This is a genomic window from Streptomyces griseoluteus (assembly GCF_004784465.1).
In the GTDB taxonomy this organism is placed as follows: domain Bacteria; phylum Actinomycetota; class Actinomycetes; order Streptomycetales; family Streptomycetaceae; genus Streptomyces; species Streptomyces griseoluteus.
Window position 1 is genome coordinate 397,267 of the sequence record NZ_SRRU01000001.1, and the last position, 15,482, is coordinate 412,748.

15 protein-coding genes and 1 pseudogene are annotated in these 15,482 nt (G+C 72.7%); 7 read left to right on the forward strand and 9 right to left on the reverse strand.

What is annotated here, in order from left to right; all coding sequences use genetic code 11:
* The first annotated feature begins 49 nt into the window (after window positions 1-49).
* Both E5082_RS01975 and hutH read left to right on the forward strand, forming a co-directional pair.
* Window positions 50-1,204 (forward strand): GGDEF domain-containing protein, encoded by a 1,155-nt coding sequence (locus E5082_RS01975; protein WP_135789556.1) that lies wholly within the window; start codon window positions 50-52, stop codon window positions 1,202-1,204.
* Between the two features lie 64 nt (window positions 1,205-1,268).
* Window positions 1,269-2,807: a histidine ammonia-lyase gene (gene hutH, locus E5082_RS01980; RefSeq protein WP_030806798.1), complete on the forward strand. Its 1,539-nt coding sequence runs from the start codon at window positions 1,269-1,271 to the stop codon at window positions 2,805-2,807.
* A 51-nt stretch (window positions 2,808-2,858) separates the two neighbouring features.
* Here the strand turns inward: hutH and E5082_RS01985 are convergent, their stop codons facing one another.
* Entirely contained in the window at window positions 2,859-3,209 is a 351-nt protein-coding gene (locus E5082_RS01985; protein ID WP_135789557.1) for a hypothetical protein, read from the reverse strand.
* Between the two features lie 109 nt (window positions 3,210-3,318).
* Between E5082_RS01985 and E5082_RS01990 the strand changes: the two genes are divergently transcribed.
* The gene (locus E5082_RS01990) at window positions 3,319-3,678 is read left to right on the forward strand and encodes a hypothetical protein (RefSeq protein WP_135789558.1); all 360 of its coding nucleotides are present in this window, start codon (window positions 3,319-3,321) and stop codon (window positions 3,676-3,678) included.
* A 247-nt stretch (window positions 3,679-3,925) separates the two neighbouring features.
* Window positions 3,926-5,173, forward strand: a complete 1,248-nt coding sequence (locus E5082_RS01995; RefSeq protein WP_229918897.1) for a L,D-transpeptidase — start codon at window positions 3,926-3,928, stop codon at window positions 5,171-5,173.
* A gap of 65 nt (window positions 5,174-5,238) precedes the next feature.
* On the opposite strand, the gene E5082_RS02000 is transcribed toward E5082_RS01995, so the two are convergent.
* Window positions 5,239-6,126 carry a helix-turn-helix domain-containing protein gene (locus E5082_RS02000; protein ID WP_135789560.1) on the reverse strand — a complete coding sequence of 296 codons (888 nt, stop codon included), beginning with the start codon at window positions 6,124-6,126 and terminating at the stop codon, window positions 5,239-5,241.
* A gap of 178 nt (window positions 6,127-6,304) precedes the next feature.
* On the opposite strand from E5082_RS02000, the gene E5082_RS02005 reads away from it, so the two are divergent.
* Entirely contained in the window at window positions 6,305-7,348 is a 1,044-nt protein-coding gene (locus tag E5082_RS02005) for an NAD(P)-dependent alcohol dehydrogenase (protein WP_086695583.1), read from the forward strand.
* A 59-nt stretch (window positions 7,349-7,407) separates the two neighbouring features.
* Here E5082_RS02005 and E5082_RS02010 read toward each other — a convergent pair.
* Window positions 7,408-7,521 (reverse strand): annotated as a pseudogene (locus E5082_RS02010) (peptide-methionine (S)-S-oxide reductase MsrA); the annotation flags it as partial.
* A 225-nt stretch (window positions 7,522-7,746) separates the two neighbouring features.
* Here E5082_RS02010 and E5082_RS02015 point away from each other — a divergent pair.
* Complete coding sequence (locus tag E5082_RS02015; RefSeq protein WP_135789561.1) at window positions 7,747-8,391, forward strand: CBS domain-containing protein; 645 nt, start codon at window positions 7,747-7,749, stop codon at window positions 8,389-8,391.
* A 70-nt stretch (window positions 8,392-8,461) separates the two neighbouring features.
* On the opposite strand, the gene msrA is transcribed toward E5082_RS02015, so the two are convergent.
* The 4 genes from msrA to E5082_RS02035 form a co-directional block, all read right to left on the reverse strand.
* The gene (msrA, locus tag E5082_RS02020; protein ID WP_135789562.1) at window positions 8,462-9,136 is read right to left on the reverse strand and encodes a peptide-methionine (S)-S-oxide reductase MsrA; all 675 of its coding nucleotides are present in this window, start codon (window positions 9,134-9,136) and stop codon (window positions 8,462-8,464) included.
* Window positions 9,137-9,175: 39 nt separating this feature from the next.
* Window positions 9,176-10,327 carry a hypothetical protein gene (locus E5082_RS02025; RefSeq protein WP_135789563.1) on the reverse strand — a complete coding sequence of 384 codons (1,152 nt, stop codon included), beginning with the start codon at window positions 10,325-10,327 and terminating at the stop codon, window positions 9,176-9,178.
* A gap of 43 nt (window positions 10,328-10,370) precedes the next feature.
* The gene (locus tag E5082_RS02030; RefSeq protein WP_135789564.1) at window positions 10,371-12,005 is read right to left on the reverse strand and encodes a M48 family metallopeptidase; all 1,635 of its coding nucleotides are present in this window, start codon (window positions 12,003-12,005) and stop codon (window positions 10,371-10,373) included.
* A 208-nt stretch (window positions 12,006-12,213) separates the two neighbouring features.
* Window positions 12,214-13,332 (reverse strand): hypothetical protein, encoded by a 1,119-nt coding sequence (locus tag E5082_RS02035; protein ID WP_135789565.1) that lies wholly within the window; start codon window positions 13,330-13,332, stop codon window positions 12,214-12,216.
* Between the two features lie 130 nt (window positions 13,333-13,462).
* Here E5082_RS02035 and E5082_RS02040 point away from each other — a divergent pair, with 130 nt between their 5' ends.
* Entirely contained in the window at window positions 13,463-14,620 is a 1,158-nt protein-coding gene (locus E5082_RS02040) for a cystathionine gamma-synthase (RefSeq protein ID WP_135789566.1), read from the forward strand.
* On the opposite strand, the gene E5082_RS32605 is transcribed toward E5082_RS02040, so the two are convergent.
* Both E5082_RS32605 and E5082_RS32610 read right to left on the reverse strand, forming a co-directional pair.
* Window positions 14,598-14,882: a hypothetical protein gene (locus E5082_RS32605; protein WP_135789567.1), complete on the reverse strand. Its 285-nt coding sequence runs from the start codon at window positions 14,880-14,882 to the stop codon at window positions 14,598-14,600. The genes E5082_RS02040 and E5082_RS32605 overlap by 23 nt on opposite strands.
* Window positions 14,879-15,364: a sigma factor-like helix-turn-helix DNA-binding protein gene (locus tag E5082_RS32610; protein ID WP_190045325.1), complete on the reverse strand. Its 486-nt coding sequence runs from the start codon at window positions 15,362-15,364 to the stop codon at window positions 14,879-14,881. Before E5082_RS32610 ends, E5082_RS32605 begins: the two co-directional genes overlap by 4 nt.
* Window positions 15,365-15,482 lie beyond the last annotated feature (118 nt).

The following is a 15,482-nucleotide window of genomic DNA, read 5'->3' on the forward strand; positions in this document are numbered from 1 at the left end:
CGCCCGCGCCAATGCCCCTGATGTGCCCATTCGTCCCTAACCTGGGGTGATGGGTGAGGATGATCGGCTCGCTGCCGTGGTGGGGCTGGCGCAGGGGATGGCGGCCGCGCACACCGCGCCGGAGTCCTGGCGGGCGGCGGCGCTCGGTGCCTGCCGGGCGCTGGCCGGGAACTTCGCCGCGCTCTCGGTGTGGGAGCGGGAGCGCGGCCGCCTCCGGGTCCTGGTGAACGTCGGCAAGCGCGCCGAGGACGAGGAGGAGTTCCCCGAGGCGGAGGCGTACCCGGTCCACCAGTTCCCGGAGATCACCGAGTTCCTGCACGAGCGCTGGGCCGGGGGTGGCGGCCCCAACGCCTGGGTGGAGACCGCGCAGGGCCCGGCCGCCGGTACCCCCGGCTACATCCACCAGCGGGTCGCCGCCCTGCGCCGCCGGGGGAGGGGCTGTTGCGTGGTCGCGCCCGTGGTGCTGCACGGCCGGGCCTGGGGCGAGCTGTACGTGGCCCGCGCGATGGGGACACCGGTCTTCGACCGGGGCGACGCCGACTTCGCGACCGTACTGGCGGCGGTCGTCGCGGCCGGGCTCGCGCAGACGGAACGGCTGGAGGAGGCCCGCCGCCTCGCCTTCACCGACGCCCTCACCGGCCTGGCCAACCGCCGCGCGGTGGACGTACGGCTGGAGGAGGCGGTGGAGCGGCACCGGGCGGAGGGGGCGGTGGTCAGCCTGGTGGTCTGCGACCTGAACGGGCTGAAGAAGGTCAACGACACCCAGGGGCACGAGGTCGGGGACCGGCTGCTGGAGCGGTTCGGGTCGGTGCTGTCGCTGTGCGGCGCGATGCTGCCGGGCGCGCTCGCGGCGCGGCTCGGCGGGGACGAGTTCTGTCTGCTGGCGCTCGGGCCGTCGGCCGAGGACGTGGTCGGTGCGGCCGTGGAGCTGTGCCGCCGGGCGGGCGCGCTGGAGCTGGGCGAGGGGGTGGCCTGCGGGGTCGCGTCCACCGGCCACGACATCGGCCCGGTGCACGACGCCCGGCGGCTGTTCCGGCTGGCCGACGCCGCGCAGTACCGCGCCAAGGCCGACCGCGCCGACCTGCCCGTGGTGGCCGGCCGGCTGGGCCCGGACGACCCGGTCGTCCGGCTCGCGGACGAGACGCCGCCGCCGGCGAAGAACGAGCGCCGCCGCTTCCGGGGCCGCCGCGCCAAGGATCGGTAAGGGGCGCGGACGCAATCCACTAGTGACACCGCCGCATTCAATGCGTACGCTCCTGAATATGGATATGCACTCTGTGGTGGTGGGGACCACCGGCGTCACCGCGCACGACGTCCTCGCCGTCGCGCGCGCCGGGGCCCGCGTGGAACTGTCGGAGGAGGCCGTGGCCGCGCTCGCCGCGGCCCGCGAGATCGTGGACGCGCTGGCCGCCAAACCCGATCCGGTCTACGGCGTCTCCACCGGCTTCGGCGCGCTGGCGACCCGGCACATCAGCCCCGAGCTGCGGGCGCAGCTCCAGCGCAACATCGTCCGCTCGCACGCCGCCGGCATGGGCCCGCGCGTCGAGCGCGAGGTCGTCCGGGCGCTGATGTTCCTGCGGCTGAAGACGGTCTGCTCCGGGCACACCGGCGTACGCCCCGAGGTCGCGCAGACCATGGCGGACGTGCTCAACGCCGGGATCACCCCGGTCGTGCACGAGTACGGCTCCCTCGGCTGCTCCGGCGACCTCGCCCCGCTCTCGCACTGCGCGCTGGCCCTGATGGGCGAGGGCGACGCCGAGGGCCCCGACGGGGTCGTACGCCCGGCCGGTGAGCTGCTGCGCGAGCACGGCATCGAGCCGGTCGAGCTGCGCGAGAAGGAGGGCCTGGCCCTCCTCAACGGCACCGACGGCATGCTCGGCATGCTGATCATGGCCCTCGCGGACCTCGACTCCCTCTACAAGTCGGCCGACATCACCGCCGCCCTCAGTCTGGAGGGGCTGCTCGGCACGGACAAGGTCCTCGCGCCCGAGCTGCACGCCATCCGTCCGCACCCCGGCCAGGCCGCCTCGGCCGCCAACATGCTCGCGGTGCTCAAGGGCTCCCAGCTCACCGGGCACCACCAGGACGACGCGCCCCGCGTCCAGGACGCCTACTCGGTGCGCTGCGCCCCGCAGGTCGCCGGCGCCGGCCGCGACACCCTGGCGCACGCCCGCCTGGTCGCCGAGCGCGAGCTGGCCGCCGCCGTCGACAACCCGGTGGTGCTGCCCGACGGCAGGGTCGAGTCCAACGGCAACTTCCACGGGGCGCCGGTCGCCTACGTCCTGGACTTCCTCGCCATCGCCGCCGCCGACCTCGGCTCCATCGCCGAGCGTCGCACCGACCGGCTGCTGGACAAGAACCGCAGCCACGGCCTGCCGCCGTTCCTCGCCGACGACGCCGGCGTGGACTCCGGCCTGATGATCGCCCAGTACACGCAGGCCGCGCTGGTCAGCGAGCTGAAGCGGCTCGCCGTACCGGCGTCCGCGGACTCCATCCCGTCCTCCGCGATGCAGGAGGACCACGTCTCCATGGGCTGGTCGGCCGCGCGCAAGCTGCGTACCGCCGTGGACAACCTGACGCGGGTCATCGCGGTCGAGCTGTACGCGGCCGCCCGCGCCGTGGAGCTGCGGGAGGGGCTGGAGCCCGCGCCCGCCTCGCGCGCGGTGATCGAGGCCGCGCGGGCCGCCGGGGTGGGCGGTCCGGGCCCGGACCGGTTCCTGGCGCCCGACCTGGCCGCCGCCGACGCCTTCGTGCGCGGGGGCGGGCTGGTGGCGGCCGCCGAGACGGTCACCGGACCGCTGCGCTAGACGCCGGCAGGGGGCCTCACCCACGGGTGGGGCCCCTTGTGGATTCCGGTGCTAGAACTCCAGCCGTTCCCGGCGCACCGAATACACCACGAAGCCCGCGCCCACGGCGAGGAACAGGGTGCCGGAGACCACGTACGGCGTGGTGTCGAAGCTTCCCGTGTCCGCCAGCCGGGTCGGGTCGGAGGCGGTCTGACCGGCCAGGCTGGACACCGTGGTGACCTGCTCGGTGATCCCCGAGTCCGGGTTCCCGGAGTCCGCCGACCCGGAGACCGCCGTACCCGCGGCGGTGGCGCCCGTGGAGGGGCTGTCCTGCGAGGCGTTGGCGGACGGGACGAACCACAGGGCGCACAGCAGCGTGCCCGCGGCGGTGGCGGTCAGCAACGGACGGCGAGCGGATGCCACGGAATATCGATCCCCTTGTGACGCTGGCGAATTGGCCGTGCGGAGCGATGTTAGTGAAAATCGCGGGTCACAGGAAAGTCACGACAGGTTTCAGTTCTAGGCTCGCCTTATGGACGCTGAAGAGACATCACGATTTGTACGCCTTCGAGTGGAGCTGGTCCTCGAGGTGCTCGACGACGACGAGCTGACCAAGGCCGCACTGCGCCGCATCGCCACCGATCCGGAGCTGCCGGACGCGGAACGGGCACAGGCCGAGGGCGCTGTGACGGAAGACACCGCCGAGGCGCTGGCCTATCTCGTCGACCCATTCGACCTGGTCAGCGAGGTGCCCGGCGTGGAGCTCGCGCAGGCTTCCTGGTCCAGCGAGCACTCCGAGTATGACGCGGACTCGCCCGAATGGGACCTCGGCGGGGATGATGAGGACGACGACGAACCGGCCGACGACGCGGACGGCCGGAACGAGCGGTAGGCAGCCCGGCGGCTTCGGCCGCCGTATCCGGGGCACGGATGACCCGGACGGCAACCGCCGTCCGGGTTTTCTCGTCTCACAAGTGGCGCACGGAGGCCCGCGCACCGCCCGTCCCGAAGACAGGACGTGGTGTGCCCCACAGAACCCCTCTCCGGGGAACGGGAAGGCGCGGCCGTGACGTTGAGAGAGTTCAACGGGGAAGATTCTCGGGGTTCTGGCGGATTCGGCAACGATGGAGAAACGTGTGATGACGGACAGTAAGCGGCGCAAGGGCCTGACGGTCGCGTCCGCACTGCTCGGTGGTGTGCTCGTGCTCACGGGCTGTTCCGGCGGTGGTAACGCCAGCGCGTCCGACGGCGGTGAGAGCTCGCAGGCGAAGGCCGACGAGGCGGCGGCGCAGAAGTCGTCCGAGGCGCAGATCACGATCACGCCGAAGGACGGCTCCAACAACGCCTCCATCAACAACTCGGCCACGGTCAAGGTCGCCAAGGGCACCCTGACCGGCGTGAGCATGACCACCGCGGACGGCAAGCCGGTCGAGGGCGCGCTCTCCGCCGACAAGCTGAGCTGGAAGCCGACCACCCAGCTGGAGCGGTCGACCACCTACAAGCTCGCCGCCGAGGCCAAGGACTCCGACGGCCGCGTGGCCCACGAGAACGCGTCCTTCACCACGGTCTCCCCGTCCAACAGCTTCATAGGCAACTTCACCCCGGACAACGGCAGCACCGTCGGGGTGGGCATGCCCGTGTCGATCAACTTCGACAAGGCGATCACCGACAAGGCCGCCGTGCAGAAGGGGATCACCGTCTCCTCCTCCAGCGGTCAGGAGGTCGTCGGTCACTGGTTCAACGCCAACCGGATCGACTTCCGCCCGGAGACGTACTGGAAGGAGAACTCCACCGTCACGCTGAAGCTGGCGCTCGACGGTGTCGAGGGCGCCGACGGCGTCTACGGCGTCCAGCAGAAGACGGTCACCTTCCACGTCGGCCGCAACCAGGTCTCCTACGTCGACGCCAAGACCAAGCAGATGAAGGTCACGCAGGACGGCAAGGTCGTCAAGCAGATCCCGATCTCCGCCGGTTCCCCCGAGAACAAGACCTACGCCGGCGTCATGGTCATGTCCGAGAAGTTCGAGCAGACCCGGATGAACGGCGCGACCGTCGGCTTCACGGACGACGACGGCAAGGGCGAGTACGACATCAAGGACGTGCCGCACGCCATCCGCCTCACCGGCTCCGGCACCTTCCTGCACGGCAACTACTGGGGCGCCAAGTCCATCTTCGGCAACGAGAACACCAGCCACGGCTGCGTGGGCCTCTCCGACACCAAGGGCGCCAAGGACCCGAACACCCCGGCCGCCTGGGTGTTCAACCACTCCCTCGTCGGTGACGTGGTGGTCATCAAGAACACCGGTGACAAGACCGTCGCCCCGGACAACGGCCTCAACGGCTGGAACATGGACTGGGCGCAGTGGAAGGCCGGTTCCGCCGTCTGATCACGCAGCGGAACCCCTGAGCGCACAAGTGCCGCCCCTCTCGGCTGAGGGGCGGCACTTTCGTCTCAGAGTGTCGGCACCGCCGCCGCGCCCCAACTGGCCAGCAGACGAAGCGACTCGGCGGAGGCGGAGTCCGGTTCGGCGTGGTAGACGATCAGGTTGAGGTCCGCGTCGCCGGTCACCCGCAACCCCTCGAAGCCCAGGGCGAGTTCTCCGACCAGCGGATGCCGCAGCCGCTTCACGCCGTAGAACTGCTCCTTCACGTCGTGCGTGGCCCACAGGCGGCGGAACTCCTCGCTCTTGACGGAGAGTTCACCGACCAGCGCGGCCAGCCTGGCGTCGTCCGGGAAGCGTCCGGCGTCCATGCGGAGCCCGCAGACGATGTCGATCGCCTTCTGCTCCCAGTCGACGAACAGCTCGCGGTACTCCGGACAGAGGAACACCAGCCGGGCCCAGGTGCGGTCCTCGGGCGCGAGCCCGCCCCAGTCGCCGAACAGCGCGGTCGCCATCCGGTTCCAGGCCAGGATCTCCGTGCGCCGCCCCGTGATGTACGCCGGGACCGCGTCCATCGAGGCCAGCAGGTGCTGGAGCGCGGTCCGCACCTGGGGGCGGCGGGCCGGCGGGCGCTTCTTGTGCGGGGCCGGCTTGGCCAGGTGGGTCAGGTGCGCGTGCTCGGCGTCGGTCAGGCGCAGGGCGCGGGCGATGGAGTCCAGCACCTCCGCCGACACGTTCCGCCCGTTGCCCTGCTCCAGCCGCGTGTAGTACGCCGCCGACACCCCGGCCAGCTGCGCCAGCTCCTCCCGGCGCAGCCCCGGCACCCGGCGGCGTCGGCCGAAGTCGGGCAGGCCCACGTCCTCCGGCTTGAGCCGGGCCCGGCGGCTGCGCAGGAACTCGCTCAGCTCGGCCCGCCGGTCCAGCGGGCGGCTCACGGCCGCCTCCGCCTGTTCGTCCATGCCCCCAGTATCGAGGGCGCCGCCGGAGCGTACGCTCCGGAGCCTGTCCCCGCCAGTGGTAGGAACAGCGGTCGTACGCAAAGCCGTGACCTGGGTGGGAGCGGGAGTTGGGGGCACGCTGGGAGAGTGCCCGGTCGAGACCGTGTCCGGGCCACGGCGAAGCTTAGGAGAACCCGGCATGACCACTGTTGCTGCGTACGCCGCGCCCGCCCCCAAGGCGCCGCTGGAGCGGACCACGATCGAGCGGCGGCCGGTCGGCGACCATGACGTCCTGATCGACATCAAGTTCGCGGGGATCTGCCACTCCGACATCCACCAGGCCCGCGACGGCTGGAGCGAGGGCATCTTCCCGATGGTGCCCGGCCACGAGATCGCCGGTGTGGTCACCGAGGTCGGCCCCGAGGTCACCAAGTTCTCGGTGGGCGACCGGGTGGGCGTCGGCTGCATGGTCGACTCCTGCCGCGAGTGCGACAACTGCAAGGCCGGACTGGAGCAGTACTGCACGGGCACCGGCACCGTCTGGACGTACAACGCCGTCGGCAAGGACGGCGAACCCACCTACGGCGGCTACTCCGAGCAGATCGTCGTCGACGAGGGCTTCGTCGTCCGCATCCCCGACGGGCTGGGCCTGGACGTGGCCGCGCCGCTGCTGTGCGCGGGCATCACCACGTACTCCCCGCTCAAGCACTGGGGTGTCGGTCCCGGCAAGAAGGTCGCCGTGGTGGGCTTCGGCGGACTCGGCCACGTCGGCGTGAAGCTGGCCCACGCGATGGGCGCCGAGGTCACCGTCCTCTCGCAGTCGCTGCGCAAGAAGGACGACGGCCTGCGGCTCGGCGCCGACCACTACTACGCCACCAGCGACCCGGAGACCTTCGAGAAGCTGGCCGGCACCTTCGACGTCATCCTGAACACCGTCTCGGCCCCGCTGGACTTCGCGGCCTACATGTCCCTGCTGCGCCTGGACGGCGCCATGGTCAACGTCGGCCTTCCGGAGGAGCCGGTGCAGGTCACCCTCCAGTCCATCTTCGGCAACCGCCGCAACCTCACCACCTCCAACATCGGCGGCATCCCCGAGACCCAGGAGATGCTCGACTTCTGCGCCGAGCACGGGGTGGGCGCCGAGATCGAGCTGATCGGCGCGAGCGAGATCAACGACGCCTACGAGCGCGTGACCGCCAGCGATGTGCGGTACCGGTTCGTGATCGACACGGCGACGATCTGACCTTCCAGGGCATGAAGAAGGGCCGCCCGGCCGGAGCCGGGCGGCCCGTTCCCGCGTGATCAGCCCTGCGCGGGGGCGACGCCGATCGGGCAGGAGACGCCCGTGCCGCCGATGCCGCAGTACCCGGCGGGGTTCTTGTCCAGGTACTGCTGGTGCCTGCTCTCGCTTGACCAGGCTCAGGCCCGCGCCGCCGGCTGCTCATCCCTCGGCGAAGCGCGTCGGCCGTGTGGCGGGCGGCCCGCTGGACGCCGCCATGGGACGGCCGGCCCTCCCCGCGAGGCCGAACGTCACTGGTTGCCGGAGCGGCGCGGTGTTGTCATGGGTAGGGAGACGGGTGTGGACGAGCGGCCGGGAAGGCCGCAGCTCCGCCTCGTCGCGAAGTGGAGGAGGCCGATGCCATGCTGCACCGCCGCACGGTCGGTGACGTGATGACCGAGGAGGTCATCACCCTCCGCCCCGACACACCGGTCCACGAGATCGCCGCCTCGATGGACGCCAACGACATCGCCGCGGCCCCGGTTGTCGACGACGAGGGCGCTCCCATCGGCGTCGTGTCCGCGTCCGACGTGCTGCGGCACGAGACCGGCATGCCCGACCCGCAGGGGCAGGACGGGAATGACGAGCACGCATGGGGCAAAGCTCGAGCCCGGACCGCGGGCGCGCTCATGAGCAGCCCCGTCTTCACGGCCCGCGCTGACTGGACGATCCCCCGGGCCGCCCGGGAACTCCTCGGGCGGCATGTCAAACAGTTGCCGGTGGTCGGCGACCACGGGAGCCTGACCGGCATCGTCAGCCGCAGCGACCTGCTGGATACCTTCGTCCGCTCCGACGTCGAGATCCGCGGCGAGGTCGAGCGGGACGTCCTGGGGCGCATCCTCGGTCTGGAAAAGGGCACTGTCGCGGTCGAGGTCCGGGAGGGCGCCGTGACGCTGCGGGGCAATGTCCCGGACCCGCGTCTCGTCCCAGTGGCCGTGGGCCTGTGCCAGGGCGTCGAGGGTGTCGTTGCCGTGGACGCCCACCTCGCGGCCGTTGGGGCGGACTAGTCGTCGTCCGCCCCGCGGAATCGGGGGATCAGGCCGTACCGGCTGATCCGATCTTCGGAAAGCGAGTCACTCATTCTTCGGCGAAATTCGCGACACCGATCGGGCAGGACACCCCGGTTCCGCCCAGCCCGCAGTACCCGCCCGGGTTTTTGCTGTCGGAAAGATACTGCTGGTGGTAGGCCTCGGCCGGGTAGAAGGGGCGGCCCTCGGCGGGGAGGATCTCCGTGGTGATCGTGCCGTGTCCGGAGCCGGTGAGCACCTTCTGGTACGCGGCACGGGACGCCTCGGCCGCGGCCGCCTGCTCGGGGGTGTGGGTGTAGATCGCGGAGCGGTACTGGGTGCCCACGTCGTTGCCCTGGCGGAAGCCCTGCGTGGGGTCGTGGGACTCCCAGAAGGTCTTGAGCAGCTGCTCGTACGAGATGACCTTCGGGTCGTAGACCACGCGGACCGCCTCGGTGTGGCCGGTCAGGCCCGAGCACGCCTCCTCGTAGGTGGGGTTCTCGGTGTAGCCGCCCTGGTAGCCCACGAGCGTGGTGTAGATCCCCGCCGGGAGCTGCCAGAACTTGCGCTCCGCGCCCCAGAAGCAGCCCAGCCCGAAGTCGGCGACCTCCAGCCCCTCGGGGTAGGGGCCGGCGAGCGGGTTGCCGAGGACGGTGTGCCGGGCGGGGACCTCGAAGGCGGGCACGTCCCGGCCCGCGAGCGCCTGCTCGGGGGTGGGGAGCTGCGGTGTGCGGCCGAACAGCATGGGGTCTCCCTGGTCGGTCTCGGTGCGGACGGGCACTGCTTACAACGACTCGGCCGCCCCGGACATTCCGGCTCGGGCCGCCGCTCCGGCCTCCAGTACGGCGGTGTCGCGGACCTGGCAGAAGTACTCCGCCTTGTCGTTCCGGTACCGCCACGGCAGCGCGTCCACATGGCCGTCGACCAGCCGGAAGTGCTCCACGGCTGCCTCGTTGCGGCCCTGGAGGTGCAGGTAGTAGGCGAGCAGGTGGCGCAGCTCCGGCAGGCGCGGGTGCGCCGGGTCGGCGGCGGCCGCGTCCTTCAGGGCCGCCTCGACCCGCGCCACCATCTCCGGGGTGTTGTCGGCGGCGGTGTCGTCGGAGTCGTCGTGCTCGAAGTGCGCGATCAGCGGCAGCGCCGTCAGCAGGCTCCCGGCGGGCGCCCCGGCGGCGGCCCGCTCGGCGAACTCGGTGGCCAGCCGCTCGGAGCCGCGCCACTTGGCGCACCAGTACTGCAGGGCCGAGAAGTGCGCCTCGTAGTGGTGCGGGGCGCGGGCCGTGATCTCGGTCCACAGGTCGTCCATCTTGGCGTTCGGGTAACCGAGGCCGAGGGCCAGCCAGATCTCCGCGACGTACGGCGTCGGGTCGTCCGGGTTCAGCGCCGCCGCCCGCGCGACTTCCTCGCGGGCCTCCAGCAGTGTGCGGCGGAACCCGTCGAACTGCTCTCGCGTGGTGTGCTGCGCCCGCTGTCCGCCCCGCACCCGCCAGGCCAGGATCACCGCGCTGCGGGCCCGGACCACGGCCGCGTCCGGGTCCTCGGGACGCGCGGCCTCCCAGGCCAGCAGCCAGGTGTCGTCGTCGGCCGCCCTGTCGGCCAGCCGGAACGTGAGCAGGGACCGGCGCTCCCAGTCCCGGCCGACGGCCGCCATCAGGTCGGCGGCGGGGCGCCAGTCGCCGCCCCGGACCGCGGCGAGGGCGGCCTTCGTCTCCGGGGTCGACGGGCCGGCCGAGTCGGTGTTCTGCCGCTCGGCGGGCAGCAGGCCGAGCGCCGCCGAGGCGGCGGCCTTCTCGGCGGCGGTCGCGGCGGCCTCCTCGGCCTCGATGGCGGCCTCCGCGTTGCCGGAGAAGAACTCCTTCAGGAACACCTTGGCCATCCAGGCTGCGAAGAGCACGAAGGGGAGCGCGAGGGCGGCCAGTATCCAGAGCAGGACGGTCATGGTCGGGCGGGGTCCGTTCGGGTCGGGGGTGGGTTCGGGTGGCTCAGGCGGGCTGGACGGCCGTCGGCGGGAGGAGGGCGCGCAGCGGGGCGGTGTCGGGCACGTCGGCCAGGGCCGCGTCCACGGCCGCCTCCAGCGCGTCCTCGGGGCTCGCCCCGGTGTCGTCGGCCGCGCCGGGCAGCCGCAGCACCGCCGCGCGGGACCAGGAGAACTCCCAGTTCAGCAGCGAACGCGCGCTGAACTCGGCCAGCACCATCGTGCGCAGCGAGTCGCCCAGCGCGGGCCGCACGAACTGCCGGAACGCCCGCCCCTTCGCCGCGGCCGCCTCCTCGGACAGCGGCAGCCGCTCGGCCACCCGCCACAGCCGGCCCTCGTCGATGGCGTCGAGCACGTCCGTCAGGGTCGCGGGGCGCCCGTTGTAGGCGGTCAGCGCGCGGTGCAGCGGGGTCCGCGCGGTGGTGATGCCCTCCGCCATGGCGACGTTCAGCAGTTCCGGCCAGTCGGCCGTGCGCCGGAAGCCGAGCGCCTCGGCGGTCAGGACGGCTTCCTCCAGCGCGGTCAGGGTGTGCTCGGGGTCGGTGAGCAGGGCCAGCGCCGGGCCGTCGCCCTCGGGGCCGCGTCCGTCGGCGGGCAGTGCCTCGACACGGCGTACCCGCTCGGCCATCGGCGGGTGGGAGTCGTACCGGGACTCCGGCTCCTCGGGCAGCCCGGCGCGCAGCTTCTCCAGTTCACCCGCACGGGCCGTCAGCAACGCGCCGAAGCCGCCGAAGAACTGACCGCGCGGCGGCAGCGTGCGGGCGGGCAGGCCGAGGGTGGCGTACGAGTCGAGGTAGAAGCCGTGGGCCGCCGAGAGGACCGGGATCTCACGCAGTGCGGCGGCGGTGGCGTCGCGTCCGGCGATTCGGGCGGCGGCCAGGTCGGCGGCGAACTCCTGCCCGCGCGCGGTGCTCAGCGAGGCCCGCAGATAGACCGTGGCGTACCAGGTGTAGAGCCGCGCCATCCCCCGGTACAGCGCGCCGGTGTGCCGGGTGTCCACCTCGCGGGCCTTCTTGCCCTTGGCGATCCGCTTGGCGGCGGTCCGCTCCTGGCGCTCGCGCTCGTCGGCCACCTTGCCGTCGGCGGTGGCGTGGAACTGCTCGACGACCCGGCTGATCTGTGCCCGGCCGCGCACCACGATCGCGGAGAGCCGGGTGTCGCCGGCGGTGAAGTGCCCGTATTCGTGGCCCAGGACGGCACGCAACTCGGCCTCGCTCAGCCCGGTCAGCAGCGGCACGCCGAGGGTGAGGGTGCGCGGTCCGGGACGCAGGCCGAGCAGCTTGGCGTCCTCGCGCACGGAGGCGTTCACATCCGGGGTGAGCAGGATGCGGGCCGGGGCGTGGGTGCCGCTCGCGTCGGCCACCTCGCGCACCAGCGCCCACAGCCGGGGCTCGTCGGCCTCGCCGACCTCGACGGCGGCCGGGTCCTCGGCCGCCGGGATGCGCAGCATGAACATGCCGCGTACGACGGGGACGGCGAGCAGCACCGTGACGATGGCGATCTTGACGGCCCCGATGCCGCGCAGCCCCCAGTGGTACAGGGCGATGTCGACACCGGCCAGTGCCGCCAGCAGGACGAGGCTGATCAGATAGAAGCCGGACAGCAGGACGAGGGCGCGCAGCGCGCGCAGGGTTGCGCCCATCGGAAAAGATCCCCCCACAGGAAACCGGGCGAGCCGGAGCAAGACGAACGAGGCGCACACCGCCGTACGGTGCCGCCGCCCGAGTGTGGGGGATCTCGGGGCCGGGCAGAGCAGGGGCAGGGCCCAGGGCAAGCGGAGTATGCCCCACCGCAGGTCAGCGGGGCAATATCTGTTCTTCGAAGTGCCCGGTCCGCCGGGTTGGCCGGTGTCAGCCCGGCAGGGTCGCCGGGTTGCCGCCGTTGGCCTCGTAGCCCGCGACCGCCAGGGCCCGGTAGACCGCGAACGCCTCGGCCGGGTCCTCGGAGAGGCTCCACGGCAGGGCACCGACATGGCCGTCCACGTGCACCAGCTGGTCCATGGCCTCGGCCCAGCGCTCGGCCCGCACCAGGAAGAACACCAGCAGATGCCGTACGTGCGCCAGCATCGGGTCGTCCGGCCGGGCGGAGTGCACCGCGTGCAGTGCGCCGTGTATCGCCCTGACCACGACCTCGCTGCGGTAGAACCCCGCGACCAGGTTCACCTCCGGCAGATGCTCGAAGACCGCGAACAGCGGCAGCGCGGCCAGCAGCGATCCCTCGGGCGCGCGGGCGGCGGCGGCCTCGGCGAAGGCGTACGCCTCCTCGCGCGAGCCGTGCCACTTCTCGCAGGTGTAGTGCAGCGCCGCCAGATGGGCGCCCATGTGGTGCGGGGCGAGGCCGAGGATCTTCCCCCACAGCTCGTCGAAGTCCGGCCGGGACCAGCCCAGTCCGCGCGCCACGGACAGCATCACGAGGTGCGGCACCGGGTCGCCGGGGGCGGCGAGCGCGGCCCGCTCGCACGCGTCGCGCGCCTCCTCCATGATGATCCGGAAGTCGTCCGTGCCCGGCACCGAGGTCCGCCACGCCTGCTGGGCCAGGAACTCGGCGTGCACCGCGGCACCGCCCGGGTCCTTCGGCTGCTCGGCCCGCCACACCCGCAGCCACTGGCCGCCCGGTGTCTCATGCACCCCGCCCGGCCGCTCGCGCAGCTCCAGCGAGGCCGCCCCGGCGAACGCCTGCACCCGCTGCCAGCGCCGCTCGCCCTCCGTCTCCGTACCCGCGAGGAGCTGGGCGGCGGCGCGGTAGTCACCGGTGCGGCCGACCAGGTCCAGCACGTCCAGGAGGTCCTGGTCCGGGCCCGGCATCCGCACGTCCAGCTCCTCCTGGCGCAGGAAGCCGTACCGCTCGGGGTCGGCGGCGTCCGGGTGGCCCGGATGCACACGCTCGATCCCGCCGCGCCCGCGCCGGATCAGCGGGAGCAGCGCGAAGGCCAGCAGGGCCAGCGCCAGGAGCAGCCAGAGAGTCGCCATGCGTCAAGCGAACCAGATCCCGCCGACACTTGGCCAACCCCTCCGGCGAGCCTGTGGAAAACTCCCGCCGGCCCCCGCTCCGAGCCCGGCGTCCGTCATCATCCCCGCGAGCGCATTACGCTCGGTGCACATGAGCGACAGGCACATCAGCGAGCACTTCGAGACTCTGGCGATCCACGCGGGCAACACCGCCGATCCCCTCACCGGCGCGGTCGTCCCGCCCATCTACCAGGTCTCGACCTACAAGCAGGACGGCGTGGGCGGACTGCGCGGCGGTTACGAGTACAGCCGCAGCGCCAACCCCACCAGGACGGCGCTGGAGGAGAACCTCGCGGCGCTGGAGGGCGGCCGCCGCGGTTTCGCGTTCGCCTCCGGCCTCGCCGCCGAGGACACCCTGCTGCGTACGCTGCTCAGCCCCGGCGACCACGTGGTCATCCCGAACGACGCCTACGGCGGCACCTTCCGGCTCTTCGCCAAGGTCGCCTCCCGCTGGGGCGTGGAGTGGTCCGTCGCCGACACCAGCGACCCGGCCGCCGTGCGCGCCGCGATGGGCCCGCGCACCAAGGCCGTCTGGGTGGAGACCCCCTCCAACCCGCTGCTCGGCATCACCGACATCGCCGCCGTGGCCCAGGTCGCGCACGCCGGCGGGGCGAAGCTGGTCGTGGACAACACCTTCGCCACCCCCTACCTCCAGCAGCCGCTGGCGCTCGGCGCGGACGTCGTCGTGCACTCGCTGACGAAGTACATGGGCGGCCACTCCGACGTGGTCGGCGGTGCGCTGATCGTCGCCGACGAGGAGCTGGGCGAGGAGATCGGCTTCCACCAGAACTCGATGGGCGCCGTCGCCGGACCGTTCGACTCCTGGCTGGTGCTGCGCGGCACCAAGACCCTGGCGGTGCGCATGGACCGGCACAGCGAGAACGCCACGAAGGTCGCCGACATGCTGTCCCGGCACCCGCGCGTGAGCAGCGTGCTCTACCCGGGCCTGCCCGAGCACCCCGGCCACGAGGTCGCCGCCAAGCAGATGCGGGCGTTCGGCGGCATGATCTCCTTCCGGGTCACCGACGGCGAGGAGGCGGCCGTCTCGGTGTGCGACCGCACCCAGATCTTCACCCTCGGCGAGTCCCTGGGCGGCGTGGAGTCCCTCATCGAGCACCCCGGCCGGATGACGCACGCCTCCGTCGCCGGTTCGCTGCTGGAGGTCCCCTCCGACCTGGTCCGTCTCTCCGTCGGCATCGAGAACGCGGACGACCTGGTCGAGGACCTCAAGCAGGCGCTCGACAAGTAAGCGACATTCCGGCCTGCCAGCCGGACACGGGCGGGGTCGTCAGCGACGGCGGCTCCGCCCACGGCCTGGTCAGCGCGGCCCAGGTGAGGAAGGCGGCCGCCGCCGCGCACAGCACCAGCCACAGCAGCCGCCGCCCGGCCCGCCGCAGCCGCAGCAGCCGGGCCCCCCGGCGCACCGCCTCGCCGGGCAGCTCCGGCGGCACGCCCACCGGCACCGCCTCCATCAGCCGCCGCACCGCGGCCTCGCGCTCGGGCCGGATCACGGCTGGAGCCGTCTCAGGAGCGGGCCGCCCGCGCGCGGGACGGCTCCGGGCGGGGGATGCAGCACCGTGGCCGTCGCCCGGTCGCAGAGCGCGCGCACCCGGTCGGCGGGCAGGCCCAGCAGGGCCGCCGTCTGCTCGTCGGCCAGCCCCTCGTAGAGGCGCAGCACCAGGACCAGCCGTTCGCGCGGGCTCAGCGCGGCGAGCGGGCCGTGCGGGCGGGAGCGGTGCCAGACCGCGTGCGCGTAGTGGGTCGCCAGATGACCGCGGGCGCGGTCGTAGGGGTCCTCACCGGGCGGGTGATCCCAGTGGGCGTAGGTGTGGGCGAGCGCCCGGGTCAGCAGACGCCGCGCGCGCGGGTTGGCGTCCGGCGCCTCGGCGGTGAGCAGGGTGGCCGTGAGCAGCAGCCGGCCCGCCGCGCCCGCGATGAACCCCCCGAACTCCTGTGCCCTGCGGGCGTCCCGTACGCCCCGCCGATCGCGCACCCCGCCTCCCCCCAGCGCACCCTGCGGCGCGAGAAGAACCTCAGGGTCCCGGACACGCGGGGCCCGGTCTCATATGAGGCCCGAGGCGGCCCGGGGGTCAAGAGCCGCGTCGGAGCCG